22 protein-coding genes and 1 riboswitch are annotated in these 25,084 nt (G+C 62.4%); of the genes, 1 reads left to right on the forward strand and 21 read right to left on the reverse strand.

What is annotated here, in order from left to right; genetic code table 11:
* Positions 1-42 precede the first annotated feature (42 nt).
* From NFR87_RS03345 to NFR87_RS03425, 17 genes are all read right to left on the reverse strand, one after another.
* A complete protein-coding gene (locus NFR87_RS03345; RefSeq protein WP_251446336.1) occupies positions 43-1,464 on the reverse strand; it encodes an S-layer homology domain-containing protein in 1,422 nt (473 codons plus the stop codon).
* A 26-nt stretch (positions 1,465-1,490) separates the two neighbouring features.
* The gene (locus NFR87_RS03350; RefSeq protein WP_251446339.1) at positions 1,491-2,498 is read right to left on the reverse strand and encodes an S-layer homology domain-containing protein; all 1,008 of its coding nucleotides are present in this window, start codon (positions 2,496-2,498) and stop codon (positions 1,491-1,493) included.
* Between the two features lie 57 nt (positions 2,499-2,555).
* Positions 2,556-3,899, reverse strand: a complete 1,344-nt coding sequence (gene hisS / locus NFR87_RS03355) for a histidine--tRNA ligase (protein WP_251446342.1) — start codon at positions 3,897-3,899, stop codon at positions 2,556-2,558.
* A gap of 139 nt (positions 3,900-4,038) precedes the next feature.
* Entirely contained in the window at positions 4,039-4,455 is a 417-nt protein-coding gene (locus NFR87_RS03360; RefSeq protein ID WP_251446345.1) for a methylglyoxal synthase, read from the reverse strand.
* 54 nt (positions 4,456-4,509) lie between these two features.
* Positions 4,510-5,247: a septum site-determining protein MinD gene (minD, locus tag NFR87_RS03365; protein WP_251446348.1), complete on the reverse strand. Its 738-nt coding sequence runs from the start codon at positions 5,245-5,247 to the stop codon at positions 4,510-4,512.
* Between the two features lie 104 nt (positions 5,248-5,351).
* Positions 5,352-6,089, reverse strand: coding sequence for a 16S rRNA (guanine(527)-N(7))-methyltransferase RsmG (gene rsmG, locus NFR87_RS03370; protein WP_251446351.1), 738 nt, complete (start codon positions 6,087-6,089; stop codon positions 5,352-5,354).
* A complete protein-coding gene (locus NFR87_RS03375) occupies positions 6,074-6,412 on the reverse strand; it encodes a hypothetical protein (RefSeq protein WP_251446354.1) in 339 nt (112 codons plus the stop codon). Before NFR87_RS03375 ends, rsmG begins: the two co-directional genes overlap by 16 nt.
* Positions 6,413-6,451: 39 nt before the next feature.
* On the reverse strand, positions 6,452-7,543 hold the full coding sequence (locus tag NFR87_RS03380) for an S-layer homology domain-containing protein (protein WP_251446357.1): 1,092 nt from the start codon (positions 7,541-7,543) through the stop codon (positions 6,452-6,454).
* A 2-nt stretch (positions 7,544-7,545) separates the two neighbouring features.
* Positions 7,546-7,995 carry a large-conductance mechanosensitive channel protein MscL gene (mscL, locus tag NFR87_RS03385; protein WP_251446360.1) on the reverse strand — a complete coding sequence of 150 codons (450 nt, stop codon included), beginning with the start codon at positions 7,993-7,995 and terminating at the stop codon, positions 7,546-7,548.
* A 23-nt stretch (positions 7,996-8,018) separates the two neighbouring features.
* Positions 8,019-9,494, reverse strand: a complete 1,476-nt coding sequence (locus NFR87_RS03390; protein WP_251446363.1) for an S-layer homology domain-containing protein — start codon at positions 9,492-9,494, stop codon at positions 8,019-8,021.
* Positions 9,495-9,608: 114 nt separating this feature from the next.
* Positions 9,609-10,919 carry a serine--tRNA ligase gene (gene serS / locus NFR87_RS03395; RefSeq protein WP_251446366.1) on the reverse strand — a complete coding sequence of 437 codons (1,311 nt, stop codon included), beginning with the start codon at positions 10,917-10,919 and terminating at the stop codon, positions 9,609-9,611.
* A gap of 26 nt (positions 10,920-10,945) precedes the next feature.
* Positions 10,946-11,485, reverse strand: coding sequence for a hypothetical protein (locus NFR87_RS03400; protein ID WP_251446368.1), 540 nt, complete (start codon positions 11,483-11,485; stop codon positions 10,946-10,948).
* Positions 11,482-12,399 (reverse strand): ParB/RepB/Spo0J family partition protein, encoded by a 918-nt coding sequence (locus NFR87_RS03405; RefSeq protein ID WP_251446370.1) that lies wholly within the window; start codon positions 12,397-12,399, stop codon positions 11,482-11,484. Before NFR87_RS03405 ends, NFR87_RS03400 begins: the two co-directional genes overlap by 4 nt.
* 31 nt (positions 12,400-12,430) lie before the next feature.
* Complete coding sequence (locus tag NFR87_RS03410) at positions 12,431-13,189, reverse strand: ParA family protein (RefSeq protein WP_251446373.1); 759 nt, start codon at positions 13,187-13,189, stop codon at positions 12,431-12,433.
* Between the two features lie 150 nt (positions 13,190-13,339).
* On the reverse strand, positions 13,340-14,146 hold the full coding sequence (locus tag NFR87_RS03415) for a ParB/RepB/Spo0J family partition protein (RefSeq protein WP_251446375.1): 807 nt from the start codon (positions 14,144-14,146) through the stop codon (positions 13,340-13,342).
* A 331-nt stretch (positions 14,147-14,477) separates the two neighbouring features.
* Positions 14,478-15,338, reverse strand: a complete 861-nt coding sequence (locus NFR87_RS03420) for a YitT family protein (RefSeq protein ID WP_251446378.1) — start codon at positions 15,336-15,338, stop codon at positions 14,478-14,480.
* A gap of 29 nt (positions 15,339-15,367) precedes the next feature.
* Complete coding sequence (locus NFR87_RS03425) at positions 15,368-16,981, reverse strand: S-layer homology domain-containing protein (protein ID WP_251446381.1); 1,614 nt, start codon at positions 16,979-16,981, stop codon at positions 15,368-15,370.
* Positions 16,982-17,186: 205 nt separating this feature from the next.
* On the opposite strand from NFR87_RS03425, the gene NFR87_RS03430 reads away from it, so the two are divergent.
* The gene (locus NFR87_RS03430) at positions 17,187-17,759 is read left to right on the forward strand and encodes a xanthine phosphoribosyltransferase (RefSeq protein WP_251446384.1); all 573 of its coding nucleotides are present in this window, start codon (positions 17,187-17,189) and stop codon (positions 17,757-17,759) included.
* Positions 17,760-17,866: 107 nt separating this feature from the next.
* Here the strand turns inward: NFR87_RS03430 and NFR87_RS03435 are convergent, their stop codons facing one another.
* From NFR87_RS03435 to mfd, 4 genes are all read right to left on the reverse strand, one after another.
* The gene (locus NFR87_RS03435) at positions 17,867-19,477 is read right to left on the reverse strand and encodes a Na+/H+ antiporter NhaC family protein (RefSeq protein WP_251446387.1); all 1,611 of its coding nucleotides are present in this window, start codon (positions 19,475-19,477) and stop codon (positions 17,867-17,869) included.
* A gap of 104 nt (positions 19,478-19,581) precedes the next feature.
* A riboswitch (Lysine riboswitch) is annotated at positions 19,582-19,752 on the reverse strand.
* Positions 19,753-19,904: 152 nt separating this feature from the next.
* Positions 19,905-20,462 (reverse strand): manganese efflux pump MntP, encoded by a 558-nt coding sequence (locus tag NFR87_RS03440; RefSeq protein ID WP_251446390.1) that lies wholly within the window; start codon positions 20,460-20,462, stop codon positions 19,905-19,907.
* A gap of 487 nt (positions 20,463-20,949) precedes the next feature.
* Positions 20,950-21,402, reverse strand: a complete 453-nt coding sequence (locus tag NFR87_RS03445; protein WP_251446393.1) for a nucleoside deaminase — start codon at positions 21,400-21,402, stop codon at positions 20,950-20,952.
* Entirely contained in the window at positions 21,402-24,905 is a 3,504-nt protein-coding gene (gene mfd / locus NFR87_RS03450; RefSeq protein ID WP_251446395.1) for a transcription-repair coupling factor, read from the reverse strand. The genes NFR87_RS03445 and mfd overlap by 1 nt, the downstream gene beginning before the upstream one ends.
* Positions 24,906-25,084 lie beyond the last annotated feature (179 nt).

Here is a 25,084-nt window from a genome sequence, read left to right on the forward strand (position 1 = left end):
TGTTTCTTTTGTATATAACGAAATGTATTGTATTTCGGGGGCTTACTGCAGGGTCGCCAGGAAGGCGTTGTAAAGGGCGGGGATGTCAATGGCGGCAATGGCGGTCTCGTCCATGGTCACCTGGGCCTGCTGGGCCAGGGAGGTGAGAAGCTGATCCAGCACCTCCTGCCGGAGGGCGGCGATGAGGTCGGGGTGCCCCGCCGGATCCAACCGCCAGATGATGTGGTAGCCGAACTGGGACTGTACCGGCTCCTTGGAGTACTCCCCGATGGCCAGGGCCTGGGTGCCCTTTTCAAACTCGGGGACCATCTCCCCGGAGGAAAAGAGGTAGCCGTCCGGGTTCTGGGCCATGCCGGGATCCTGACCGAAGACCTGGAGCAGGGCGTCAAACTGGTCCAGGGTGGGCACCGCCTCCAGCCCGTCCAGCACCGCCTGGGCAGTGTCCGGGTCGGGGCAGAGGATATGCTTGGCCCGCAGGAGCCCGTACTGCTTGGCATAGGTCTGGAGGGTCTCCTGGGAGGGGTTGGGGGTGAGCTGCTGAGCCAGCTGATCCATGGGGCAGCCCAGCTCCTCGGCCACGGCCTCCGCCAGGGTCTGATAGACCGCCTCGGTCTGGGCGGCGGAGAGGATATAGGGGGCGGGGGCGCCTATGTTATAGGTCTGGTTCCAGTCCAGCCTCTGGCCGGAGCTGGCGGAGAGCTGGTAATCCATGTCGTAGGCGATCATGCAGATCATATGCTCCAGAAGTTCCCGGCTGACGCTCCTGCCGTTCACCGTCATCACCGTGTCCGCCCCCGGGGTGGACACGGTGGGCGCCTTCTGGGGAATGAAGGGCTGACGCAGAGCGGGGTCGGTGATCCGGGCCACCATGGCGGCCACCTCAGCGCGCTGAAGGCCCCGGTCGCCGCTGAAGGTGCCGTACCTGTCCGTCCCGGTGAGGATACCGGCGTTGTAGAAGGCCAGCAGGCTTGGGTCGCTGGTGTCGGGCAGGGCGGTGATGGCGTTGATGGGGGCAAGCTCACTGGCGGGAGTCACCGCAGCGAGCAGGTCAAAAAACTCCTGCCGGGTGGCGGTCTTCGTGGGCTCGGGCACGGCCACCGCGTTGGAGGTCAGATAGCTCACATACTGCTGGTACCAGGGCAGCTTCTCCCCGGGGGCGGGAGTGACGCCGGGGATGGCCTGGCCGGTAAAGCTCTCCCGCAGCCGGGCGGCAATGGCGGCACACTCGGCCACCGTCATGGTGCCCTGAGGGGAGAAGCGATCTGTTCCGGTGCCCTTCATCAGCCCCGTCTCATAGCATTGCCTCACTGCGGAGGAGTACCAGGCGCTCTCAGAGACGTCTCCAAACCCGGCGTAGGTATTCACCGCCGGAAAGCTTCCCGCGGCCAGGGCGGGGGTGACCAGCAGGGTCAGAGCCAGGGCGAACGACAGCAGCCTCAGGGCCGATTTTTCCCGTGTGCGCAAAAGACCATCTCCCATTTGTAATTTATTTATGCCTCTGCACCCGCGGTGTAGTCGGGCGCCAGAGTTTCTCCCAGCAGATCGATCAGCCGGGAATAGTAGACCTGATAGTCAAAGTCCTTGTAAAGTTCGCCCCCCTGCTCTGCCGTGACCCCCAGAGCCGACAAGGTATCTTCCTTTACGTGTTCCAGGACGGTTTTCCCGTCCCCGGTCTCGGCGTGCCAGTTGAAGCCGTCCCCCAGGGCGGCCTCCCACTGGGCGATACTGTGGTTGACGGCGGTGAGGAACTCCTCGGAGGTGACCCCCACCAGCACCACCGCCCCGGAGGACAGGTAGGCCGCCTCCAGGGCCAGCTTCATGCGGTAGTCGGGAGACTGCAAGGGATCGCCGGGGACGAAGGTCTGCCGCAGCTCAGGCCGGGCGATGCGGGAGACCATGGCGGCCGCCTCGGCTCGGGTGAGGGATCGGCCGCCGGCAAAGGTACCCAGCTTGTCCACCCCGGTGAGGATGCCGGCGTTATAGAACTTCAATACCACCTCGCTGTCCTCGTCGGGCAGGAGGGTGATGGAGTTGATGGCGGTCAGCACGTCGGCGTCCTCTGGGATGGCGGCGTTCAAAAGATGGAGGAACTGCCACCGGGAACACTCCTCCTCTATATGGGCCAGAGTGGGGGTGAGGGTGGGGTCGGCGTCGCGCATATAATCGGCATATTTGGCCCACCAGGGCGGAGGGCTGACCACGTATTTCGAGGGGTCTGCCTCTGGAATGGCCTGCCCGGTGAGGGCCTCCCGCATCCGGGCGGCGATGGCGGTGCACTCGGCCACAGTGAGCACCTTCCCCGGCTCAAAGCCCTTGTTGGTGCCCGTCATCAGGCCGGTCTCATAGCACAGCTTGGCGTTGTCGTAAAACCAGTCGGTCGCCGCCACGTCGGCGTAGCCGGGGTAGACGTTAACAGCGGGAAACGTCTCCTCTCCGGCCGCCAGGGTGGGGGTGAGAAGCAGCGCCGCGGAGAGGAAAAGGGCAGTCAGGCGTTTCATAGAAGGAACCTCCAAAATCAGAATGTTTTTTAGACGGACTGAAAGAGGAAAGGTTCCTTATTCTTTGACCGGCGCACCCTGATTTCTGCCCTCCACCCGCTGCCGGAGCCAGCCGGGGGCCTTGGCCAGGGGCACCTGCACCTGATCGCCGGAGGTCATGTCCTTCAAAGACACCACGCCGCCTGCCACCTCATCCTCTCCCAGGAAAGCCACAAAGGGGACTGCGATGCGGTCAGCGTAATTCATCTTGGCCTTAAATTTCTTCGGCTCTGTATAGAGCTGGGCCTTGACCCCCACGCCCCGGCAGGCGGTGGCAAAGGCAATGGCGGGGGAGAGGGCTTCGGTCATGGGCAGGATGAGCACATCTGCCGGGGCGGTGGGCAGGTCGCTGTTGAGCAGCCCCTGCTCCTCCAGCACGTAGAACAGCCGGGTCAATCCGATGGAAATGCCAACTCCGGGAAGTTGTTTTTCGGTATAATATTCCGCTAAGTTATCATACCGCCCGCCGGAGCACACCGACCCCACCTCCGGGTGATCCAGCAGTACGGTCTCGTAGACGGTGCCGGTGTAGTAGTCCAGGCCCCGGGCGATGGTCAGGTCGATGGCAAAGTGATCCTGGGGCACCCCAAAGTCCCCCAGATACTTTACCACCGTCTCCAGCTCGGAAAGGCCCGTGTCCAGCATCTCGTTTTTCCCCTGGTAGGCCCGGAGGGCGGCCAGCGGAGCGTCGGCCTGGATGACGGAGAGAAGCTCCCCGGCGGTGGGGGGGGGAACGGCAAAGTCCTCTGTGAGGATGGCCTTCACCTTCTCCGGGCCGATTTTCTCCAGCTTGTCGATGGTGCGCATCACGTCCCCGGCCTGTTCGGAGAGTCCCAGGGCGGCAAAGAGGCCGTTGAGGATCTTCCGGTTGTTGATGCGGATGCGGAACCTGTTCAGGCCCAGGGCGGTGAAGGTCTGGTAGATGATGGCGGGGATCTCCGCCTCGTTGATGATGTCCAGCTTTCCGTCTCCGATGACGTCGATGTCTGCCTGATAGAACTCCCGGAACCGGCCCCGCTGAGCCCGCTCGCCCCGGTAGACCTTGCCGATCTGATACCGGCGGAAGGGGAAGGACAGCTCGTTGTAGTGCAGGGCCACGTACTTGGCCAGGGGCACCGTCAGGTCAAAGCGGAGGGACAGGTCGCTGTCCCCCTTGGTAAAGCGGTAGATCTGCTTCTCCGTCTCGCCGCCGGCCTTGGCCAAAAGCACCTCGCTGGACTCGATGACGGGGGTGTCCAGGCCGGTGAAGCCGTAGAGGGCGTAAGTCTTTTCCAAGATCTCCCGTATCCGGTCAAACTGTTTCTGCCTGGCGGGGAGCAGCTCCATAAAGCCGGAGAGGGTACGGGGTTTGATCCGTTCCATGGCACATCTTCCTTTCAACAAAAAGGGGCAGGCACTTGTCCCAGACAGGGGACGAAGACGCCTGCCTCCGTAGTATCCATATCCGTTGCGGCGCCCGTGGAGAGCGCCGCAATGATATTACCGCAAGATCCCTGAGATGTCAAGCGTAGAAGGGGGTGGGGCCGGGCTTCACCGCGTCCCGCCAATCCAGGTCGCCCCGGGCCAGGCCCATAATGAGCATTTCGGCGGAGGCTACATTGGTGGCAAAGGGGACGTTGTACTGGTCGCACAGCCGGGTGATGTAGTCCAGGTCGGCGTCCAGGTTGTGGGATTGTGGATCGGTGAAGAAGAGCACCATATCGATCTCGTTGTAGGCGATGCGGGCGCCGATCTGCTGACTTCCCCCGTGCTCGTGAGAGAGGTAGAGGGTGATGGGCAGACCGGTGGCCTCGCCCACCACACGGCCGGTGGTGGCGGTGGCGCAGATCTGGTGCTTGGCCAGAATACCGGAATAGGCAATGCAGAATTGCACCATCAATTCCTTTTTTCGGTCATGGCTGAGCAGCGCGATATTCATAATGAATCCCTTCCTTCTTGACAGGAGTAAAAAGACGGGAGCGAAACGCTCCTTTTACCGTATCCGCATTACCGGCACCCGCTGCCCCAAAAGCCGCAGGGCGATGTTTCGGTAACCGATAGCCGCGCCCTTGCTGGCACGGAGGATCAGGGGCATGCCCTGGTTGGCGGCAAGCATCACCTGGCTGTCCTCAGGCACCACGCCCAGCAGGGGCAGTCCGGCGGCGTCCATGGCGTCGTCGATGGTAAACTGCAGCTTTTTCAGCAGCTTGGGCTGCACCCGGTTCACCACCAGATGGATCTGGCTGACCAGGTGGGAAAGCTCCGTCACCGTCCGCTGGGCGTCCCGCAGGGCGGAGGCGTCGGTGGTGGAGACCACGATGGCCCGGTCGCACCCGCACACCGCCAGCCGGAACCCCTCGCCCAGTCCCGCCGGCGCGTCCAGCAGGATAAACTCATATTTCCGCCGGGCAGAGCGCAGAAGGTCGCGCATCTGACTGGCCTGGATGGGATCTCCCAGAGTCAGGGGGGCGGTGAGGAGAAAGAGCCCCGGGATCTCCGGGTGCTCCACCACGGCCTGTTCCAGAGGACACCGGCCCTGGAGCACATCAGTAAAGTCCATGAGGGCCCGGTCGGCCAGGCCCAGGGACAGGTCTAAGTTCCGCAGACCCACGTCCATGTCGATGCATAACGTGGGGTGGCCCAAAGCGGCCAGACAGGAGCCCACCGCGCCGGTGAGAGAGGTCTTTCCCGTCCCCCCCTTGCCGGAGGTGACGGCGATCACAGCAGACATTCCAAAACCTCCCTCTATCCAGTTCATTATAGCACGGGATCGAATAGACAAGCAATGTCTTTTTGCAATTTTGCCCCGAGAACACAAGAAAGATTTGTTAAAATTTACAGCGGCGCCTTTTTGATCTTTCCCCAGCTCCGGGGCAGGCCCTTTGGCGTGGGCGCGGCCTTCTCCACCCGCACCAGCCGGTGGGACACCTCCGTGCCGGGGATCTGGTAGTCTATGCTGTCCAAAAGCCTGCCGCCCAGCCGCTTCACGGCGGTTTCCCCCGCGGCGGTCTCCTCGGCGCTGTCCACGCTCTTCATGGCCAGAAACACGCCGCCGGGCTTTACATAGGGCAGGCACAGCTCGCACAGGGCAGGGAAGGCCGCCACCGCCCGGGAGGCGGCGATATCGAAAGCGTCCCGGTACCCCGGCTCCAGGGCCAGCTCCTCCGCCCGGGCGTGGAGGCACCGAACGCCGTCGAGGGAAAGAGCTTCACAGACCGCCGCCAGCCAGTGTACCCGCTTACCCAGGCTGTCCACCAGGGTGAGGGAGAGGGAGGGCTCCAGGATCTTCAGCACCATGCCGGGAAACCCGGCCCCGGTGCCCACGTCGACGACGGACTTTCCCGCCAGAGACACGCCCGCATGGGTCAGCACTGCCGCCGAGTCCAGGAAATGCAGCTGGGTCACCCCCGCGGGATCGGTGATGGCGGTCAGGTTCATTACCTGGTTCTGCTCCAAAAGAAGCTCTCCGTACCGGCACAGCTTGTCCACCGCCCCCTCAGGGGGCGTGAGGCCCATTTCCCGCAGCCCTTGGGCCAGAAGCGTTTTTATCGCCTCCATCATAGCTGTACCCAAATGGCGCACACGCCCTTTATCAGCCCTGCCAGGGCCAGCAAAAAGGCTGCCCCGGCAATGGCCACGCAGGGCAGAAGGCCGCCCCGGCCCTTGCCCTGGCGGTAGCGCAGGATGGTGGAGGCGCCCAGCCCGCACAGGGCGGGGGAGAGCATCATGCCGCCAATGCCCCGGAGATAGGCGCCGTGGGACAGGGCATAGGTGCTCAGAAGCACCAGAATGACCATGTACACCACGCCCACCCAGGCCCACAGCCGCTGCATGGGGGTGGCGTATTTGACCGGCTCGGCCGGCTGTGTCTGCTGCTCCAGGTCTTTGTCCTCCAAGGCCCTTCGCCTCCTTTTTTCAGAAATACGATATGCCGCTTATGCTCCGGCGCGCAGCTCCGGCCGCAGAACGCGAGCCAGCACCGCCGCCGCCTGGGCCCGGGTGAGCCGTCCCAGAGGGTGGAAGATGCCCTGCTCATCCACACCGGTAAAGATACCTGCCTGGTAGAGGGCGATAGCGGCCTCTGAATCGGTGTCGGGAGGTATTCGGTCATAGAGGGGAGAGCAGTGCTCTGGGCCGGTGACGGCCCAGATAAAGGCGGCGAGATCTCCCCGGAAGCAGGGCCAGGACAGGAATTCCTCCTGATCCAGTAGGGCCAGCTCCTCCCAGGTGCGGCCCTCCGTGTGGGCCAGATACAGCAGGTATTCGTCTGCCGTCCAGGCGCTTTCCAGGCTGGACAGGGGATCGGCGATGGCCCCCACCGCCGACAGTTCCACCAGATAGAGATTTTCGTCCCGCCACCAGTTGTTTACCATGGAGCGGTAAAAGTCCCCGTTGCTCTCCAGGTAATGGGTGAGGCCCATGAGAAGGGGCCACAGGTCCTCCTCCTGGGCAAAGGCGTAGCCCTGCTCCAGCTCTCCCGACTGCCGCAGGTGCTCCTCGTAGCCCACGCTCTCATGGACAAAGGCCCGTTCCTGGAACCTGTCCCGAAAGGAGGTGTAGTACCCCAGCCCCCGCACGTCGACGGTCAGGGTCAAGTGGGCCTGGGTGCCCACCCGTTCCAGCAGATCGTCCCCGAAGCACAGGAACATGGGCTGCCTGGGGGCGCTCATCATAGTGACCTGGATATCGGCAAAATTCCCCACCTGGGCCCCCGTCTCGTCGCAGATGCGCGCCAGGTCGTTGGGATCGGCGGGCAGGGCATGCCGGGGCAGCGCCTCTCCGGCGCTTCGGGCGTGGAGCCGGGCGGCGAGCACCATGGCCTCCGTCAGGGTCAGCTCCCGGTCAGGCGCAAAGCGGCCCCCGCCCACGCCGTCCATCAGCCCCTCCTCCACGCAGACCTCCACATAGGGAGCAAACCAGTCCTCCGGGGACACGTCGGAAAAGCTCTGCTCCTCCGCCCCAAAGGCGGGAAAAAGGCAACAAAGAGTAATAATGAGGGATAAAATTACGAATCGTGTTCGCCTCATGGTCACTGGGCTTTTTCTTTGAGCAGGTCGCGGATCTCGGTGAGCAGGGTCTCCTCCGCGGAGGGCTCGGGGACGGGCTCGGGCGCAGGCTCGGCGGGGGCCTCCTCCTTCTTGCGGTGCATGGAATTGATGCCCTTGATGAGGCAGAACACGGCAAAGGCGATGATGAGGAAGTCCAGGATGGTGGCCAGGAAGCTGCCGTAATTGATAGCCACCGCCGCGGCGATCTCCTCGCCGTTTTCCACCACCGCCTCCTTGAGCACCAGCCGCCAGCCGCTGAAATCCACGCCGCCGGTGAGCATGGAGACGGCGGGCATAATGACGTCGTTGACCAGGGACGTGCTGATTTTGCCAAAGGCGCCGCCGATGATGACGCCCACGGCCATATCCATCACATTGCCCCGGGCGATGAACTCCTTAAATTCGCCCCAAAATCCTTTCTTTTCTGCCATGTCCGGTCTCCTTTTTCTGTTATTTATTCTTGTGATCCCATCAGGCCCAGCATATAGAGCGCCATGTAGAGCGGGTCGTCCTGGGTGACCTCTTCGGCGGTCAGGGGGAGCTCGGCGCCGTCCGGGCGCAGATGGCCGAAGACCATCTCCCCGCCGCTGCGCCGCAAGAAGCTGGCCTGTCCGTTCTCAAAGGGAGTAAGGAAGTCATATTCCAAGGGGATGACCACGTCTCCCTGAGTGTTGATCATGCCCTTTTTCCCGTTGTAGTGGAGCGGGCTTGCATAGTCTCCGGCACTGCCGACCACTACAAGGCCCTCCTCGTCAGGGGAGTTGTAGATACGGGGATAGAGGCAGGGGAGCACCACATTTCCCTCCGTATCCAAAATTCCCTTGTTGCCCTTTTGATCCGTGACAATGACAGCGCCATCCTCTTCCACGACCAGGTAGGCGTACTGGGCGGGAATACGCACCGTTCCCGCGGCGTCCTTCAGCCCATAAAGGCCATCTTCCTCAAAGGGGGTGACCCCGGCATCCTCTTCCGGCGCAAGGGCGATACGCAGGGAGGGCTCCACGATCCGGGCCGCCATGGCGGCGGCCTCCGCCCGGGTGAGGGTGCCCTCTCCGGAGAAGGTGCCCTCGCCGTCTACCCCGGTGAGGATGCCGGCGTTGTAAAAGGCCAAAATGGCCGCCTTCTGGTCGGAGGTAAACGCCGAGGCGTCGGGGAAGGTGGAGATGCTGTTGACGGCCTCCAGCCGTTCCACCAGCCCGCCCACTGTCCGGTTCAGATCCAGCACAAAGCCCTGGCGGCTGGCCTGGCTCTCCCGGCCCGCGTACTGGAACTCAAAAGGGCGCTGCGTCAGCAGGCCGTGGGCCTCCAGGCAGTATGCGGCGTCCCGGAACCAGTCCCCCGGCCCGGGGAGGGTCTGATAGGCGCCGACCCAATCCAGCATGGCGTAGTAGTCCTCGTCATACTCGGCGGGGTGAAAGTGCAGGCCGCCGCCGTACCAGCTGGCCGTCCCGGCCACAGGGGCGCACTCCCCCGCCGTCACGGTCACCTCATGCTGGGAGCCCTCCTCCCAGTCACGGAGATCAGGGGCCTTTGTCTCGCCGGGCCGGATCAGCAGAACGGCCGACATGGGTACGGGGTTGAGACGGAACTCCGGGCTGAAAAAGAAGAATTCGGCGCCGTCCTCCAGGGTGAGGGTCAGCTGGCCCCAAGCCTCCGGCGCGGGGAGAAAAGCGGCCTGCCCCGCCTCCCCCAGCTGGCCCAGCCGGGCGGCCAGCGTGGCGCTCTCGGCGCAGGTCAAGACCCGCTCCGGCTCAAATTTTCCCTCGCCCGTCCCCTGCATAAGCCCCTTTTCCACGCAGACCTCCACATAGGGAGCGAACCAGTCCTCCTGGGACACGTCGGAAAATCCGGCGCTCTCTGTGGCCAAAGCAGGGGAGAGACAACAAAGAGTAATCGCAAAAGAAAAAACTACAGAAAGGACTCGCTTCATCTGAAGAACCCTCCGTTCCAAAGTAAAGGGTCGCGACTGGGCGAAAGAAATGTTCGAGGACGAAAGAAAACGACTCGCCTTCCGTAAGGCAAAAGTGCTTTACAGAATATATTCTTACTGTTTGGGGGTAAGCACCTTGGTGCCGCCCATATAGGGCCAGAGCACCTCGGGGATCTTCACGCTGCCGTCCGGCTGCAGGTTGTTCTCCAGCAGGGCGATGAGCATCCGGGGAGGGGCCACGCAGGTATTGTTGAGGGTGTGGGCCAGCTGGATCTTACCGTCGGCGTCCTTGTAGCGGATCTTCAATCTCCGGGCCTGGGCGTCGCCCAGATTGGAGCAGGAGCAGACCTCAAAATATTTCTGCTGCCGGGGGCTCCAGGCCTCGATGTCGCAGGACTTCATCTTCAGGTCGGCCAGGTCGCCGGAGCAGCACTCCAGCTGCCGCACGGGGATATCAAAGTTGCGGAAAAGCTCCACGGAGTACCGCCACAGCTTCTCATACCAGTCGCGGCTCTCCTCAGGCTTGCAGACCACGATCATCTCCTGCTTTTCAAACTGGTGGATGCGGTACACGCCCCGCTCCTCGATGCCGTGGGAGCCCTTCTCCTTGCGGAAGCAGGGGGAGTAGGAGGTGAGGGTTTGGGGCAGCTTGGCCTCGGGGATGATCTGGTCGATGAACCGGCCGATCATGGAGTGCTCAGAGGTACCGATGAGGTAGAGGTCTTCCCCCTCGATCTTATACATCATGGCGTCCATATCGGTCTGGCTCATAACGCCCTCCACCACGTTGCCGTGGATCATGAAGGGGGGGATGCAGTAGGTGAAGCCCTTGGAGATCATAAAGTCCCGACCGTAGGCCAGAACCGCCTCATGAAGCCGGGCAATGTCCCCCAGCAGGTAGTAGAACCCGGCGCCGGACACCCGGCCGGCGGCGTCCATGTCGATGCCGTCAAAGCGCTCCATGATCTCGGTGTGGTAGGGGATGTCAAACGCAGGCACCACGGCCTCTCCGAACCGCTCCACCTCCACGTTGGCGGAGTCGTCGGGGCCGATGGGCACAGAGGGGTCGATGATGTTGGGGATCTGGAGCATGATGCGGCGGATCTTTTCCGCCAGCTCGGTCTCCTTGGCCTCCAGGGCGGAGAGGGTGTCGGCGTCAGCGGAGACCTCCGCCTTCAGGGCCTCGGCCTGCTGAAGCAGAGACTCGTCCCCGGACTTTTTGGCCTGGCCCATGAGCGCGCCCACCTGCTTGGACTTCTGGTTCCGGGCGGTGCGCAGATCCTGGGCGGCCTGGATGGTCTCCCGGTTTTCCTTGTCCAGGGCGATGACCTCATCCACCAGGGGGAGCTTGGCGTCCTGAAATTTCTTCTTGATATTTTCCTTTACCGCGTCGGGATTTTCCCGAACAAATTTGATGTCCAGCATTGTTAACACCTCATTTTAAATTTCCCTCAATACAGGGCATTGTAGATTTCATTGTATCGTTCCAGGGGAGAGTAGCGGTCGTTGTCGGTGGCCTTTGTGCTGGGCAGGAAGCTCTCAAGACCTACGTCCTTCAGCTCCTGGATCAGCTGGCGGCAGAGGTTATAGCGCTGACGAACATAGGCTTCGTCGATCTGCCAGAAGTAGTCCATGGCCTTCATTCCCGCCTCCTGGGCGTCAGCGTAGCGCTCTGCCGCATCAATGGTCTCCTTAGCGTCGGTCAACTGGCTCTCCAGCTGCGCGAGCTGCTCCTTCAGAGCCTGGTTTTCCTCCCGCAACGCATCATTGCTGGCGATGAGATCCTGGATGGACTGCACCGCCGAGGCGGACTGCTTTAGGGCGTCGGTGGTCTCGGTGTTGCTGCGCTGCTGCTGAAAATAGGCCCAGAGCAGCAGCAGGAAGGCCACGGCGAAGAGAATGACCAGATAGCCCATTACCGGGGATCGCCGGGACTGGCGGGATCGCCGGGGGCGGGGCTGCTGTGTGGCTTCCGGTTCCTGTCGGCTCAACCCACGGCCCCTCCCTTCGGGCCGGCCTTGACCTGCTCCAAAAGATCCAGCAGGGCGTTCAGGTCGTCCTCATCGTAGTATTCGAACTCCAGCCGGCCCTTTTTGGCCCCCTGGTGGATGGCCACCTTCCGGCCGAAGCGGCTGGACAGCTCCTTCTCCACGGAGTCCCGGTAAATTTTATGCGGGTCGGCGTCCTTGGCCTTTTTGGGAGTCTCTTCCGCGGCCTCCTCCCGGAGCATTCGCCGCACGGCCTCCTCCACCTGCCGCACGGACAGATCCTCGTCCACCGCCCGCTGGGCCAGATTTCTCTGCTGGGAGGAGGAGGGGGCGCCGAGAAGGGCCCGGGCGTGACCGGCGGAGAGCCGGCCCTGCTCCAAAAGCTCCTGCACCGGATCGGGCAGGGAGAGCAGCCGGGTGGCGTTGGCGATGGCGGGCCGGGATTTGCCCACCCGCTGGGCCACTTCTTCCTGGCTCATGCCGAAGTCCTTCATCAAAACCTTGTAGCCGTTGGCCTCCTCAATGGGGTTCAAGTCCTGCCGCTGGAGATTCTCGATCAGGCCCAGCTCCATGACCTTCCGGTCGTCGGCCTCGATGACCACGGCCGGGACTTCCTTCAGCCCCGCCAGCTTGGCCGCCCGCCACCGCCGCTCACCGGCAATGATCTGATAATAGCCGGAGGCCAGGCGGCGGACGGTGAGAGGCTGGATAATGCCGTGGACGCGGATGGAGTCGCTGAGATCGGCCAGAGCCTCGTCATCAAAATATTTCCGGGGCTGATTCAGCCCGGGCTGTACCTGAGAGATGGGGAGGAACAGGGAACCCTGACCCTCTTTTGCATCCTGAAGGACGGCGTCCCCCAGCAGAGCGCCAAGGCCCTTGCCCAGGCCCTTATTGTCAATTTTCTTTGCGGCCATAAAATGCTTCCTTTCTGTTTCACGTGAAACATTACTTATTTCTTCCGATGACCTCGTTGGCCAGCAGGGAATAGGCTTCGGTTCCCCTGGAGTAGGGGTCGTAGGCGTCGATGGGCTTGCCGTGGCTGGGGGCCTCGCTGAGGCGCACCGTCCGGGGAATGACCGTGGCGTAGACCTGGCCGGGGAAGTGGCGCTTGACCTCCTCCGCCACCTGCATGGAGAGATTGGTGCGGCTGTCGTACATGGTGAGGAGCACGCCCTCCATACCGATCTTGGGATTGAGGGAACGTTTGACGATGCGCACGGTGCTCAACAGGTCGGAGAGACCCTCCAGCGCGTAGTATTCGCACTGTACCGGCACCAGTACGGTGTCGGCGGCGCACAGGGCGTTGAGGGTAAGCAGCTCCAGGGAAGGGGGGCAGTCGATGAGGATGAAGTCATAGTCCGCCGCCACGCTGTCCAGCGCCTTGCACAGCAGGTGCTCCCGGTCAGGGATACCGATCATCTCGATGCCCGCTCCCGCCAGGGACTTGTTGACCGGCAGGACGTCGCAGTAGGGGGTGGAGGTGATGGCCTTCCGGCACTCCACACCATCGATGAGCACCTCATAAACGCTGGGGGTGGCAGTGGTTTTGTCCACACCCACGCCGGAGGTGGCGTTGGCCTGGGGGTCAAAGTCGCACAGCAGGACGCGCTGGCCCTTGCTGTGGAGGGCGGAGGCCAGATTTACGCAGGTAGTGGTCTTGCCGACGCCGCCCTTTTGATTGACGATTGCAATTCGTTTCGCCATATGTGAAAGCCTCTCTTGTCAAAATTGAAGTGGTAAAATCTATTATACTCAGAAAACCGGCGCTTTTCAATAGGGGAAGAGAGAAAAAGACAAAAAAGAAGTCTTCCATGTTTCACGTGAAACATGGAAGACTTTTCAGAGAGATCGAATTTATCCGGCGGCGGCCTGGCGGGGGATGCGGATGGTGAGAAGGATGGCCTCCTCGGTGTCCTGCCGCTGGCAGTCCGCCCGCACCCCGGCGGACTGCATCATGCTCAGACCGTGGGTCACGGTGTTGAGGAAAAGGCGCACATCCTTTAATATAAAGGTAGGCTTTGCCTTGCGGGGAGCAGGGGAGAGAAGTGCCTCCACATATTCCTCGGTTTTGGCCACGGTCAGGTCATGGGACACCACATAATGGGCCGCAGCCTCCTGCGCCTCTGCGGGAAGGCGGAGAAGGGCCCGGGCGTGGCGTTCGGTATGGCCGGAGCGGCGGAGAAGCTTTACGGCCTCGGGAGAGAGCTTCAGCAGCCGCAGCTTGTTGGCCACCGCCGACTGGGACTTGCCGATCTGCCGGGCCACCGCCTCCTGGCTCAGGCCGGTAGCGTCGATAAGGGCCTGGAGGGCCTGAGCCTCCTCCCAGAAGTCCAGATCCCGCCGCTGGACATTTTCAATGAGCGCCAGCAGGGAGGACTCCTGGGGGTCTACATTGACGACGATACAGGGTACCTCACTGAGCCCGGCCAGCCGGGCAGCCCGAAGCCGACGCTCCCCGGAAATGAGCTCGTAGCCGTTGGCGCAGCGGCGGACGGAGAGGGGCTGGAGGATACCGTGCTGGGCAATGCTCTCGGAGAGCTCCTCCAGACCCTGCTGGGAAAAGTGCTGCCGGGGCTGGTTGGGGTTGGGGGCCAAAATGGAAATTGGCAGAGAGAGTACCTTGTTGCTTTCGAAAAGCCCCTTCTTACGTAAGAATTGCATGAAAAACCCTTCTTTCCCAATGGTTTGGTCTGGATAACCAGATTTTACCATTTCCAGACAGGGAAAGAAGGGGAATACCGTCGGGGAGGAAAAATTTTCCTTTTCTTCGGCAGGTGACATTTGTAGATACAAGGACAGGAAAAAGAGGGAGCCCCTGCGATTCAAGGACTTCCGCCGGAAACTGATGGGGAGGGTGGGGTCAGGCCCGGAGGAAGCCCTTTCCGAAGATTTCGCTGGAGTTGGTGATAAGCATAAAGGCGTGGGGCTGATAAGCCGTTGGCGGCTTTGCCGCCTTACGGATAATACGTCCCCACGCCCCGAAGGGGTGGGGTCAGGCCCGGAGGAAGCCTTTTCCGAAGATCTCGCTGGAGTTGGTGATGAGCATAAAGGCGTGGGGGTCGTTCTGCCGGAGGAAGTTCCGCAGGAGCACCGCCTGATGGCGGGAGAGAGCGGTAAGGATCACGTACTGCTCCTGGTGCGTGTAGGCGCCCTGTGCCTTCCAAACCGTGGCTCCGCGGCCCAGAGCCTCGTTGATATAGTGGCAGATCGGGTCGGGCGTGTGGGTCACCACGGTGAAGGACTTTCTGCGGTTGAGGGATTCGATGACACCGTCGATCAGAGTGGAATGGATGGCCAGCCCCAGAAGGGAGAAAAGGCCGGTCTCGATGCCGAAAACAAACAAAGAGCTGCCGGCGATGAAAACGTCACAGAGCAAAAGGGCCCGACCCACGTCCAGGCCGGAGTACTTTTTCAGGATCAGAGCCAGGATATCGCTGCCGCCGGTGGAGGCCCCAATATTAAAGAGAATGGCGGAGCCCATAGCGGGAAGACCTACGCCGAAGAGGAGCTCCAGCAGCTTTTGATCGGTCAGGGGGCGGGCCATAGGGAGAAGCCAGCTGAAAATCTGGATGAGAACGGTGTAGAAAAGGGAACAGTAGACGGTCTTGAAGCCAAAGGACTTGTCCAACATGAGAAAACCCAAAATGAGATAGAGGATGGTAATAATGGAGTTGATGGTACTGGTGGAGAGAAATGAGGCGGGGATAAGATGGCCGAGCAGAACGGAAAGACCGGAGACGCCGCCGGTGGAGAAGTGGTTGGGGAATTTGAAAAAGTAGACCCCCATGGATACCAGGGCGGCCCCCAGGGACATAAGAAGAAACTCGATCATGCTCTGTTTGGTGAGCTTCATGGCAAAAGCCTCTTTCCTTTTTGGCGATTTCAGCGCTGGGAGAAAACAGACCAGACATTATAATTGGGAACGTCGGGATAGTCGGGGATGATGCCAAGGCGCCAGACGGACACGCCGGTGACGCCGAACAAACGGGCCAGCTGGAGCTTATCCGCCACGCTGCGGGTATTTTCGTACCAGAGTTTATAGTGCCCGCCGTCCTCGATGGTATATTCAATATAGGGGTTGTGGCTGCTCTCGTCCCAGGAGTAGACTGTGTCGGGCTGGACGATGCGCTTGGAGATAGTGGAGGGGGCGGGATGGTAGAAGGTGGTGTCCAGCAGAAGGCCGTTTTCATCCACGTGGAAGCCGGTGGTGTTGAAGGAGATGGCCAGGGCCAGCTTGGATCTGTCCTGAACGCCGGTGTCCGGGTCGGTGACGTGCTGGAGGGCGGTATAGATCTGATCCAGGGGCGTCACGGGGCAGTAGGTATTGGATGTGCCCAAATAGTAATCAGGGATGGAGGCCCACTGGTAGTCATGGGCCATGAGGATCACCTTGTCGCAGACCTCTCCCAGCGCACGGTAGTCAAAGCCGCCAAACCAGGTGTCGGGCTGGACGCAGACGTAGAGGGGCTTATGGTCGGGAAGGGCGGCGCGCAGGTCGGCCATAAAAGCGGAAAAAGCCTCCCGGTGTTCGGTGCGCAGGCCCTCGAAGTCGATGGTGAGGCCGGCATAGGGCTGAGCGGCGGCCACCAGGGCCTCCACCGCCTGGGCCTGGGTGGAGGCTGCGACCACGCCGGCGAAGGTGGAGGCGGAGGAAAAGACGTTGAGGTTGTAAGGAATATCCCGCGCATCCCAGTAGGCGGTGACCTCGTCGGCGCCTGTGGGCCGGGCCCAGTCATTGCCGCTGGTGGCTTCGCTGTTGACCAGAGGGGCGCCCGCCTCGGTCAGCTCCAGCCGGGCCCAGCCCACGCTGAGGTGATCCAGCGCGTCGGTGAGGGAGAGCTGGGAGTAGGAGGAGGTGGCGTAAAAGGCGTGGAGCCAGTCGGTCTGGGAGTAGTACCGCTCATAACAGCGCACCAGCATGGCGGCCACCTGCTCCCGGGGAGCGGAGAAGGTGGGGAGGAACTGGAGCTGGCCCTTCTGCTCCGCGCCGGTGAGGATGCCCAGATCGTAGGCGATGGCGGCGTAGCCCTTGTCCTCCGTGACGTCGGGGAAGGGGAGCTCGACATTGCGCAGGGACTGGGCCAGGGAGTCGTACCCCAGGGCCTGCACCAGCATTTTGGCCATTTCCATGCGGGAGATGTAGTCGTCGGGGAAGAAGAGGCCCCCGTGGGCCTCCACCCCGTGATCGGCGGCGGCGTCCACATAGCCCTGGGCCCAGTGGCCATCGCAGTCCCGGTGGAAGGACTGGTCGTAGTCCGTCTCCTCCCAGGAGAACATCCGGCACAGCACGGTGACGAACTGGGCCCGGGTCATGTTCTCTCCCACGCCGAAGCGGCCGTCGGGATAGCCCTCCATCAGGCCGTACCGGGCGGCTTTTTCGATAGCCTCAGCCGCCCAGGTGGCGGAGGTATCGATGTAGGCCCGAGCGGGCGGGGCGCAGGTAAAGGCCAGCGCGGCGGAGAGGAGGAGGGGCGTCAGTTTGTGTTTGAGAGACATAGGAGCCTCCTTTCGGAAGGCGGAGGAAAACTCCGCATTTTCTTTAGAAAAGGACAGAACGGCAGCGGCTATTATCATTTCCGGAAGAATAACAGCCATTTTTGGCTATTATAGCAGGTTTCCGCCGATGATACAACAGCGGGGGGATTGCTTTTTTATGACGAATTTTGTACAATAGAACAATTGAAACGGAGGAGGGACGGGCATGAAGCTGCTGGAGGAGCGCATCCGAAGGGACGGAAAGATCCGGGAGGATGGCGCGGTATTGAAGGTGGACAGCTTTCTCAACCACCAGATCGATGTGGGGCTCTACAACGAGATCGGGAAGGAATTTTTCCGCCTGTTTGCCGACGAGAGGGTCACGAAGATCCTGACCATCGAGGCCAGCGGCATCGGCATCGCCTGCATTGCCGGGCAGTATTTCGATGTGCCCGTCCTCTTTGCCAAGAAGAGCAAGAGCAAAAATATCGACGGCGGCGTCTACACCGCCAGGGTGGAGTCCTTCACCCACGGCAAGGTCTACGATGTAATGGTGGCCAAGGAGTTCCTGCGGCCGGAAGACCGGGTGCTCATCATCGACGACTTTCTGGCCAACGGAGCCGCGCTGGATGGCCTTATTCAGATCGTCCGGGAGGCGGGGGCTGCCGTGGTGGGGGCCGGCATCTGCATTGAGAAGGCGTTCCAGAGCGGTGGAGAGCGCATCCGGGCCAAGGGCGTCCGGGTGGAGGCCCTGGCGAGGATCAAAAGCATGGGCGAGGACGGAGTGGAGTTCTGCTAAAAACGATAACAAAAAGAAATACTTCAGATATTTTATACAGAAACATATCAAAACAGGCCCTCTGCCGGATCGGCAGAGGGCCTGTTTTTGTGTGCGGGAGATGAAACTCAGGCGGCCTTGTTCACGCTGGCCCTGATGACAAAGAGGGTGGCGATCATGAGGATGACGGCTACAGGCAGGGCGATAAAGATATTGGGAACAAAGCCGGCGATGATGAAGCTGACAAAGCTCACCGCCGCCACGGTGATGGCGTAGGGCAGCTGGGTGGACACGTGGGTCACGTGGTCGCACTGGGCGCCGGCGGAGGCCATGATGGTGGTGTCGGAGATGGGGGAGCAGTGGTCGCCGCACACCGCGCCCGCCAGGCAGGCGGAGATGCCCACGGTGAGCAGGGTAGAGCCAGTGGGGAAGATGGCGGTGACGATGGGGATCAGGATGCCGAAGGTGCCCCAGCTGGTGCCCGAGGCGAAGGCCAGGAAGCAGGCCACCACAAAGATCACGGCGGGCAGCAGGCTGTAGAGGTGCTGGGAGGCGCCCTTCATGGCGGCCTCCACAAACTCGGCGGCCCCCAGGTAACCGGTCATGGTCTTCAGGCTCACCGCCAGGGTGAGGATGGTGATGGGAGGCACCATGGCGATGAAGCCCTTGGGGATGCAGGCCATGGCCGCCTTAAAGGTCATCAGCCGGCGGGCCACCACATAGACGATGGTGAGCACCAGGGCGATGAGGGCGCCCCAGGGCAGGGACACGAAGGCGTCGGTGTCGCCAAAGGCGGCAATGAAGTCGCCGGCGTTATCGCCCCAGAAGCCGCCCACGTAGATCATGCCGATGATACAGAAGACAATGAGTACCACCACCGGGAGGATCAGATCCATGACCCTGCCCTTGGGGTTGCCCTCAGAGTTGTCCTCGGTGGGCAGCGCGCCCAGCTCGCCGGTACGCTGGGCGGTGAGCTCGTGCTGGCGCATGGGGCCGTAGTCCAGCTTCATCAGGGCCATGCCCACGATAAACACGAAGGTGAGCAGGGAGTAGAAGTTGAAGGGGATGGCCTGGACAAAGAGCTGGATGCCGCTGACGCCGGTGTCCAGATCGGCGGCCACGCCGGAGACGGCGGCGGCCCAGGAGGACACGGGGGCGATCATGCACACAGGGGCGGCGGTGGCGTCGATGAGGTAGGCCAGCTTGGCCCGGGAGATCTTGTGGCCATCGGTGACAGGGCGCATGACGGAGCCCACGGTAAGGCAGTTGAAATAGTCGTCAATAAAGATCAGGATGCCCAGCACGAAGGTGGAGAGCATGGCCCCCACCCGGGTCTTGATGTTCTTCTCCGCCCAGCGGCCAAAGGCGGCGGAGCCGCCGGCGGCGTTGACCAGAGCCACGATGGCCCCCAGTATGACCAGGAACAGGAAGATACCGGCGTTATCGGCGATGGCGGTGATGAGACCGTCGTTGATGATGGCGTCCATGGTCTCCACAGGGGCAAAATTGCAGTGGAGCAGGGCGCCCACCACGATGCCGATGAACAGGGAGGAGTAGGCCTCCTTTGTGATGAGGGCCAGCACGATGGCGATCACCGGGGGCAGGAAGGCCCAGAGGGTGTTGTAGAACCGGCTGACGGCCTCGGCGTCTTCTCCCACGGCCAGCACGGGAGTGATGAGGGTGACGCAGAGGATAAGCAGCACCGCCATCAGAGACAGAAGTCTTTTTCTCGTTCTCATTTGACCAGATCCTTTCTCTTGCGCCCGAACAATAAAAAGCGGGCGCTTTTCTATGAAAAGCGCCCGCAAACAACAACATGTCCAGGGATAAACTCTCCCCGGCCAGCCTCGATAGCGCTTCACATACATGTGACAGTCCGGCGGGTATTCCCCGACGGCCCAGGCAAGGAGCCGGCAGACACCAAGCTCCCCCTTCGGCGGCGCTCCCTTTCCCTCCCGGCGGCTGTCTGGCCTTGCGGAGAGGTACTGATGAGAACCGCGCCTCTATCAGGTTTCGATTTGTGCGTTATGATATCACTGTTTTTTGCATCTGTCAAGGGGGAATTTTTCGGCGTCCCTGTTCAAGCGCCGCATTGCCGCCAAGGGATCCCGCCGAAATCCCTTGGCAAAACAAGCAAAGGCGGCCGGCCTGGAGGCGAGAGGGAGGTCAGGCGGCGGAGAGGTGCTCAAAGAGGATCTTCGCGCCGATGAAGACCAGCACCACGCCGCCCAGAAGGGTGGCCCGGCGCTGGAACAGCCGGCCCAGGCGGCGGCCCAGCAGGCCGCCCAGCATGGCCAGGGCGAAGGCCACCACGCCGATAATAGCCGCGGAGAGGAGAATGTTGACACTCTCGTCAAAGGCCAGGGTGACCCCCACGGCCAGGGCGTCGATGCTGGTGGCCAGAGCCAGAAGGAACAGCCGCCGGTGGGAAAGGTCGGTGACCGCCGCCTCCTCGCCGCCGGAGAGGGCCTCCCGGATCATGCTGCCGCCGATGAAAGCCAGAAGGCCGAAGGCGATCCAATGGTCGATGAACTCGATATAGGCCTTGACGCTGGAGCCCAAAAACCAGCCGGCGAGGGGCATGACGAACTGAAACACACCGCACCAGGCCCCGATGCGGGCGGCCTGCCTGGGCCCGAAGCCGGGCACGGCAATGCCGGTGGAGACGGAAACGGCAAAGGCGTCCATGGCCAGGCTCAAGGCGATGAGGAGGGTTTGAAGCATGGCGATCTCTCCTTTGGAAAAGATGGGGAAAAGTATGTTGGAGGACAATAATACCATATTTCGGGGTGGGGGACAATAGAAGAAAACGCGGGCCGGTTTTATCATGGGCCAAAATACAACACGGGCCAGACGCCTGCTCCTGACGTCTGGCCCGTGTTGCAAGGAAAGAGGATACAATGAAATGAAAAGAAACTGTCTCTTGCGAGTATTATGATACCCAAGAGTTGTGAACAGTCAAACCAAAATCTGTTACAAAAGAATTAAATCTAAAAAATTTTTTGTCATCTTCCTGTAAAAAAGCGGATTTTCTGCCCCGAGGGCCCCGGGATACAAAAAGACAGCGGTAAAAACCGCTGTCTCTTTGCAAAGGATTGGAGGATAGAATGAAAAAAGATGTTTGCCTCTTTACAGGTAATACTTTACCCTGAGATTGTTAAAAAGTAAACGCTAATTTGTTACAAAAGTATTAAATATACAAAGGACGGGCCTATTTTTCCCGGACTTTTGTAAAAAACGCCCGGAGAAGCCGGCCGCACTCCTCCTGGCAGGGGCCCTGGTAGAGGCGGGGGCGGTGGCCGAAGTCCTCCTCAAAGAGGTTGAGAACCGAGCCGCAGGCGCCCATGCGCTCGTCCTTGGCGCCGTAGTAGACCCTGGGGATGCGGGCGTTCAGAATGGCCCCGGCGCACATGGGGCAGGGCTCCAGAGTGACATAGAGGGTGGCCTGGTGGAGCCGCCAGCCCCCCAGGGTGCGGCAGGCCATATGAATGGCCTCCAGCTCGGCGTGGCCCAGGGCGTTGCCCTCGGCCTCCCGGCGGTTGCGCCCCTCGCCCACGATGCGGCCGTCAGACCAGACGATAACGCAGCCCACAGGCACCTCGTCCTCCGCCAGGGCCTCCCGGGCCAGCTCCAGGGCCCGGGCCATATAGCGTTCGTGCTCCATCAGGCTTCTCCCTCCTTTGCGTACTGTTCCACCAGCGCCCGGGCCAGCTTCAGGGGATCCTCTCCCTTGCGAAGGCGCAGGGTGAGGGCGGGTTTTTCTCCGGGAGAGAAGAGGACGCGCCCCTTCCAGCGTTCTGAGCCGCACAGGTTGGAGACCTGCCGCAGTTGGAACCGGGAGAGGAAGAAGATCAGGCCGCTGCCCTTCTGCACCAGCTCGGAGACGCCGCAGCGGGCGGCGTCAGAGCGGAGAAGGGCTACGGCGATGAGGTTGTTCACCGGCCGGGGCGGGTCGCCGTAGCGGTCGATGAGCTCGTCGGTGAGGTCGTCGGCGTCGGCTTCCGTGCGGATGAGGGCGATGCGGCGGTAGAGATCCATCCGCTGCTCCGGGGAGGGGACGTACCGGTCGGGGATGGAGGCGGTCACCGTCAGGTCGGCGGAGCACTCGGCGGGAATTTCCGCCGTTTCGCCCCGCTCGGTGAGCACCGCCTCCTCCAACAGCTGGAGGTACATGTCGTAGCCCACGCTCATCATAAAGCCGGACTGCTCCGGCCCCAGCACGTTGCCCGCGCCCCGGATCTCCAGATCCCGCATGGCGATCTTGAAGCCGGAGCCGAACTCGGCAAATTCCCGGACGGCCCCCAGCCGCTTGGCGGCCACCTCGGTGAGCACCTTGCCCCGGCGGTAGGTCAGGTAGGCGAAGGCCCGGCGGGAGGAGCGGCCCACCCGGCCCCGGATCTGGTGGAGCTGGGCAAGGCCCATGGCGTCGGCGTTTTCGATGATGAGGGTGTTGACGTTGGGGATGTCGATGCCCGTTTCAATGATGGTGGTGCACACCAGCACATCCACCTCCCCCTGGGAGAAGCGGGTCATCACGTCGCCCAGCTCCTCCTGGGTCATCTTGCCGTGGGCGGTGGTTACCGCGGCGTCCTCCCCCAGCAGCTCCTGGATGCGGGCGGCGGTGCGCTCGATGGTCTCCACCCGATTGTGGAGGTAGTAGACCTGGCCGCCCCGCTCCAGCTCCCGGCGCATGGCGTCGGAGAGCACCGACCAGTCGTGCTCCATGACGTAGGTCTGCACCGGCTGACGATCCTGGGGAGGCTCTTCCAGAGTGGACATGTCCCGGATGCCGGACAGGGCCATGTTCAGGGTGCGGGGGATGGGGGTGGCGGAGAGGGTGAGCACGTCCACCTGGCGGCTAAGCTCCTTGAGCCGCTCTTTGTGGGTGACGCCGAAACGCTGCTCCTCGTCCACCACCAGAAGCCCCAGATCCTTGAAATGCACGTCCTTTTGAAGCAGCCGGTGGGTGCCGATGAGGAGATCCACCCCTCCGGAGGAGAGCTGGGCCAGGGTGGCCTTGATCTGGGCAGGGGTGCGGAAGCGGGAAATGACCTCGATGTTTACCGGGTACTTGGCGAAGCGCTGCTTGGCGGAGAGATAGTGCTGGCGGGCCAGGACGGTGGTGGGCACCAGAATGGCGGCCTGTTTGCCGTCCAGCACACACTTCATAATGGCCCGGAAGGCCACCTCGGTCTTACCATAGCCCACGTCGCCGCACAGGAGCCGGTCCATGGGCTTGTCCTGCTCCATGTCCCGCTTGATCTCCGCCACACAGCGCAGCTGGTCGGCGGTCTCGGCGTACTCGAACTCCTCCTCGAACTCCTTCATCCAGGGGGAGTCGGGGGAGAAGGCGAAGCCGGGCTGACGCTGGCGCCGGGCGTAGAGCTCGATGAGCCCCTTGGCCAGATCCTGCACCGCCTTTTTGGCCCGGGACTTCTGCCGCTCCCAGTCGCCGCCCCCCAGGCGGGAGAGCTTTTTGGTCTCGTTGGCGTCCTCGCCGCCGCCGATGTACTTGCTCACCATGTCCAGCTGGGTGGCGGGGACATAGAGCACGTCGGCCCCGGCGTAGGCGATCTTCATATAGTCCTTATCCACCCCGTCCACAGGCATCTTGACGATGCCCTGGTACCGGCCGATGCCGTGCTGGCGGTGAACCACCAGGTCGCCGTGGGAGAGGTCGGCGTAGGAGCGCAGCTTTTCCCGGTTGGTGGGGGCCTTGGCGCGCTTTTTCTTCGCCGGGGCGGCCTGGCCCTCAGTGAGGACGGCCACCTTGATGGTGGGCAGCTCTACGCCGGAGGAGAGGCCGCCGCAGCAGATCACCGCCTGGCCCGGCTGGGGAAGGGCGGAGAGCTTGAAATCCACCGCCGAGCGCACCTTCTGCTCCCGAAGGAGGGTCTGGAGATTGAGGCAGCGCTGCTCCGAGCCCGCCAGAACCACCACGGAGAAGCCGGAGGCGAGGTAGTGGGAGAGGTCGGAGACGGCGGTCTCCAGGCTGACGCCGTAGGAGGGCAGCTGCTTGGCAGTGACAGTCAGCAGCGAGCGGGGACGGGTGGGGTACTGGGAGGAGGGGAAGGAATCCAGGTAGGCCACCGGCCACTCCGAGAGCTGGGCGGTGAGCTCCTCCCCGGTGGCGCACAGCCGGCCCAGCTGGGCCAGCATAAGACCGCTCTCCGCCAGGGCGGTCACGTCCTCGTTCAGCTGCCACAGGTAGTTTTTGCACCGCTCCATAAACCGGGGGGACTCGCTGATGAGGACGGTGGCGTCGCCGGGCAGATAGTCTGCCGCCGTGGCCATCTCCGGGTAGATGAGGGCCAGGTAGCGGTCTACGGCGGGGAAGGACAGGCCGTTTTCCAGCAGCTCCTTGTCCTGGTGGAGGGTGACCAGCAGCGCCTCGGGGGCAACCCCCTTTTTGACCAGGGCGGCCAGCCGCTGGTCGAGGGCTCTGGCCAGGGCGGCCGCACCGCCGGGGGCGAGCTGGGGCAGCACCTCGGCGGCGGGGAGAAGGCGGGCCTCGCGGAGCTGCTCGGTGCGCCGCTGGGTGGCGGGGTCGAAAAGACCCATGGAGTCCACGTCATCTCCAAAAAATTCCATACGCACCGGCTGGGGATGGGCGGGGGAGAAAAAGTCCAGGATGCCGCCCCGAAGGGCAAACTGCCCCACGCCCTCCACCTGGTCACAGCGGGTATAGCCCGCGGCGGTGAGGGCTTCGGCCAGCTCGTTCAGATCGTACTGCCCCTCCGCCTTCAGCACCCGGCCCGCCCGGCGCAGAAGGGCGGGGGGCATGGTGCGCTGCAAAAGGGCCTCCGCCGGGGCCACCAGGAAGGCGAAGTCCTCCTGGGACATGGCCCACAGGGTCTCCAGCCGCCGGTGCTCCCACTGGCGGGAGACCACGGCGGCGTTGTGAAAGGTGAACTCCCGGCTGGGGAGGGTCAGGATCTCCTTGCCGGTGAGGGCCTTCAGGTCGGCGGAGAGCCGCTGGCAGTCCGCCTCGTCGGCGCACAGCACCACCACCGGCCGCCCGGACTGGGCCTGGATGGCCGCGGCGAACCAGGCCCGGTGGGCCAGGCCCAGACCGGAGACCGCGGCCGGGGAGGCACCGTTGTCCAGGGCGGCGGCAAGCTGTTGAAATTCAGGCAGGGCATACAGGGCGGAGAGCAGCTTTTGCATAGAGACCTCCGAAAGAGAGGAATTTGGAAAAACGGGGAGAGAGGGGGAACGCCGAAAAGCCCCCATCCAAAAGGGAGGGGGGTGTCAGTGGGGTACAGTATATCCATGCTCGCCAGTACGATTTTCATGTGTTCAGCCCCCAAGTACGCTTTTCTGGATGCCTTGAAGCTCCTTGATAC

It is taken from the genome of Vermiculatibacterium agrestimuris (assembly GCF_943193085.1).
GTDB classification, from domain to species: domain Bacteria; phylum Bacillota; class Clostridia; order Oscillospirales; family Oscillospiraceae; genus Vermiculatibacterium; species Vermiculatibacterium agrestimuris.

Excerpts from the sequence above, each read along its gene's own strand:
- mfd (WP_251446395.1), bottom strand. The coding sequence starts at position 24,905 with ATGCAAAAGCTGCTCTCCGCCCTGTATGCCCTGCCTGAATTTCAACAG.
- NFR87_RS03380 (WP_251446357.1), bottom strand. The coding sequence starts at position 7,543 with ATGAGGCGAACACGATTCGTAATTTTATCCCTCATTATTACTCTTTGT.
- serS (WP_251446366.1), bottom strand. The coding sequence starts at position 10,919 with ATGCTGGACATCAAATTTGTTCGGGAAAATCCCGACGCGGTAAAGGAA.
- minD (WP_251446348.1), bottom strand. The coding sequence starts at position 5,247 with ATGTCTGCTGTGATCGCCGTCACCTCCGGCAAGGGGGGGACGGGAAAG.
- NFR87_RS03350 (WP_251446339.1), bottom strand. The coding sequence starts at position 2,498 with ATGAAACGCCTGACTGCCCTTTTCCTCTCCGCGGCGCTGCTTCTCACC.
- hisS (WP_251446342.1), bottom strand. The coding sequence starts at position 3,899 with ATGGAACGGATCAAACCCCGTACCCTCTCCGGCTTTATGGAGCTGCTC.
- NFR87_RS03390 (WP_251446363.1), bottom strand. The coding sequence starts at position 9,494 with ATGAAGCGAGTCCTTTCTGTAGTTTTTTCTTTTGCGATTACTCTTTGT.
- NFR87_RS03410 (WP_251446373.1), bottom strand. The coding sequence starts at position 13,189 with ATGGCGAAACGAATTGCAATCGTCAATCAAAAGGGCGGCGTCGGCAAG.
- NFR87_RS03415 (WP_251446375.1), bottom strand. The coding sequence starts at position 14,146 with ATGCAATTCTTACGTAAGAAGGGGCTTTTCGAAAGCAACAAGGTACTC.
- NFR87_RS03360 (WP_251446345.1), bottom strand. The coding sequence starts at position 4,455 with ATGAATATCGCGCTGCTCAGCCATGACCGAAAAAAGGAATTGATGGTG.
- NFR87_RS03445 (WP_251446393.1), bottom strand. The coding sequence starts at position 21,402 with ATGGAGCACGAACGCTATATGGCCCGGGCCCTGGAGCTGGCCCGGGAG.
- mscL (WP_251446360.1), bottom strand. The coding sequence starts at position 7,995 with ATGGCAGAAAAGAAAGGATTTTGGGGCGAATTTAAGGAGTTCATCGCC.
- NFR87_RS03440 (WP_251446390.1), bottom strand. The coding sequence starts at position 20,462 with ATGCTTCAAACCCTCCTCATCGCCTTGAGCCTGGCCATGGACGCCTTT.
- NFR87_RS03420 (WP_251446378.1), bottom strand. The coding sequence starts at position 15,338 with ATGAAGCTCACCAAACAGAGCATGATCGAGTTTCTTCTTATGTCCCTG.
- NFR87_RS03425 (WP_251446381.1), bottom strand. The coding sequence starts at position 16,981 with ATGTCTCTCAAACACAAACTGACGCCCCTCCTCCTCTCCGCCGCGCTG.
- NFR87_RS03430 (WP_251446384.1), top strand. The coding sequence starts at position 17,187 with ATGAAGCTGCTGGAGGAGCGCATCCGAAGGGACGGAAAGATCCGGGAG.
- NFR87_RS03435 (WP_251446387.1), bottom strand. The coding sequence starts at position 19,477 with ATGAGAACGAGAAAAAGACTTCTGTCTCTGATGGCGGTGCTGCTTATC.
- NFR87_RS03405 (WP_251446370.1), bottom strand. The coding sequence starts at position 12,399 with ATGGCCGCAAAGAAAATTGACAATAAGGGCCTGGGCAAGGGCCTTGGC.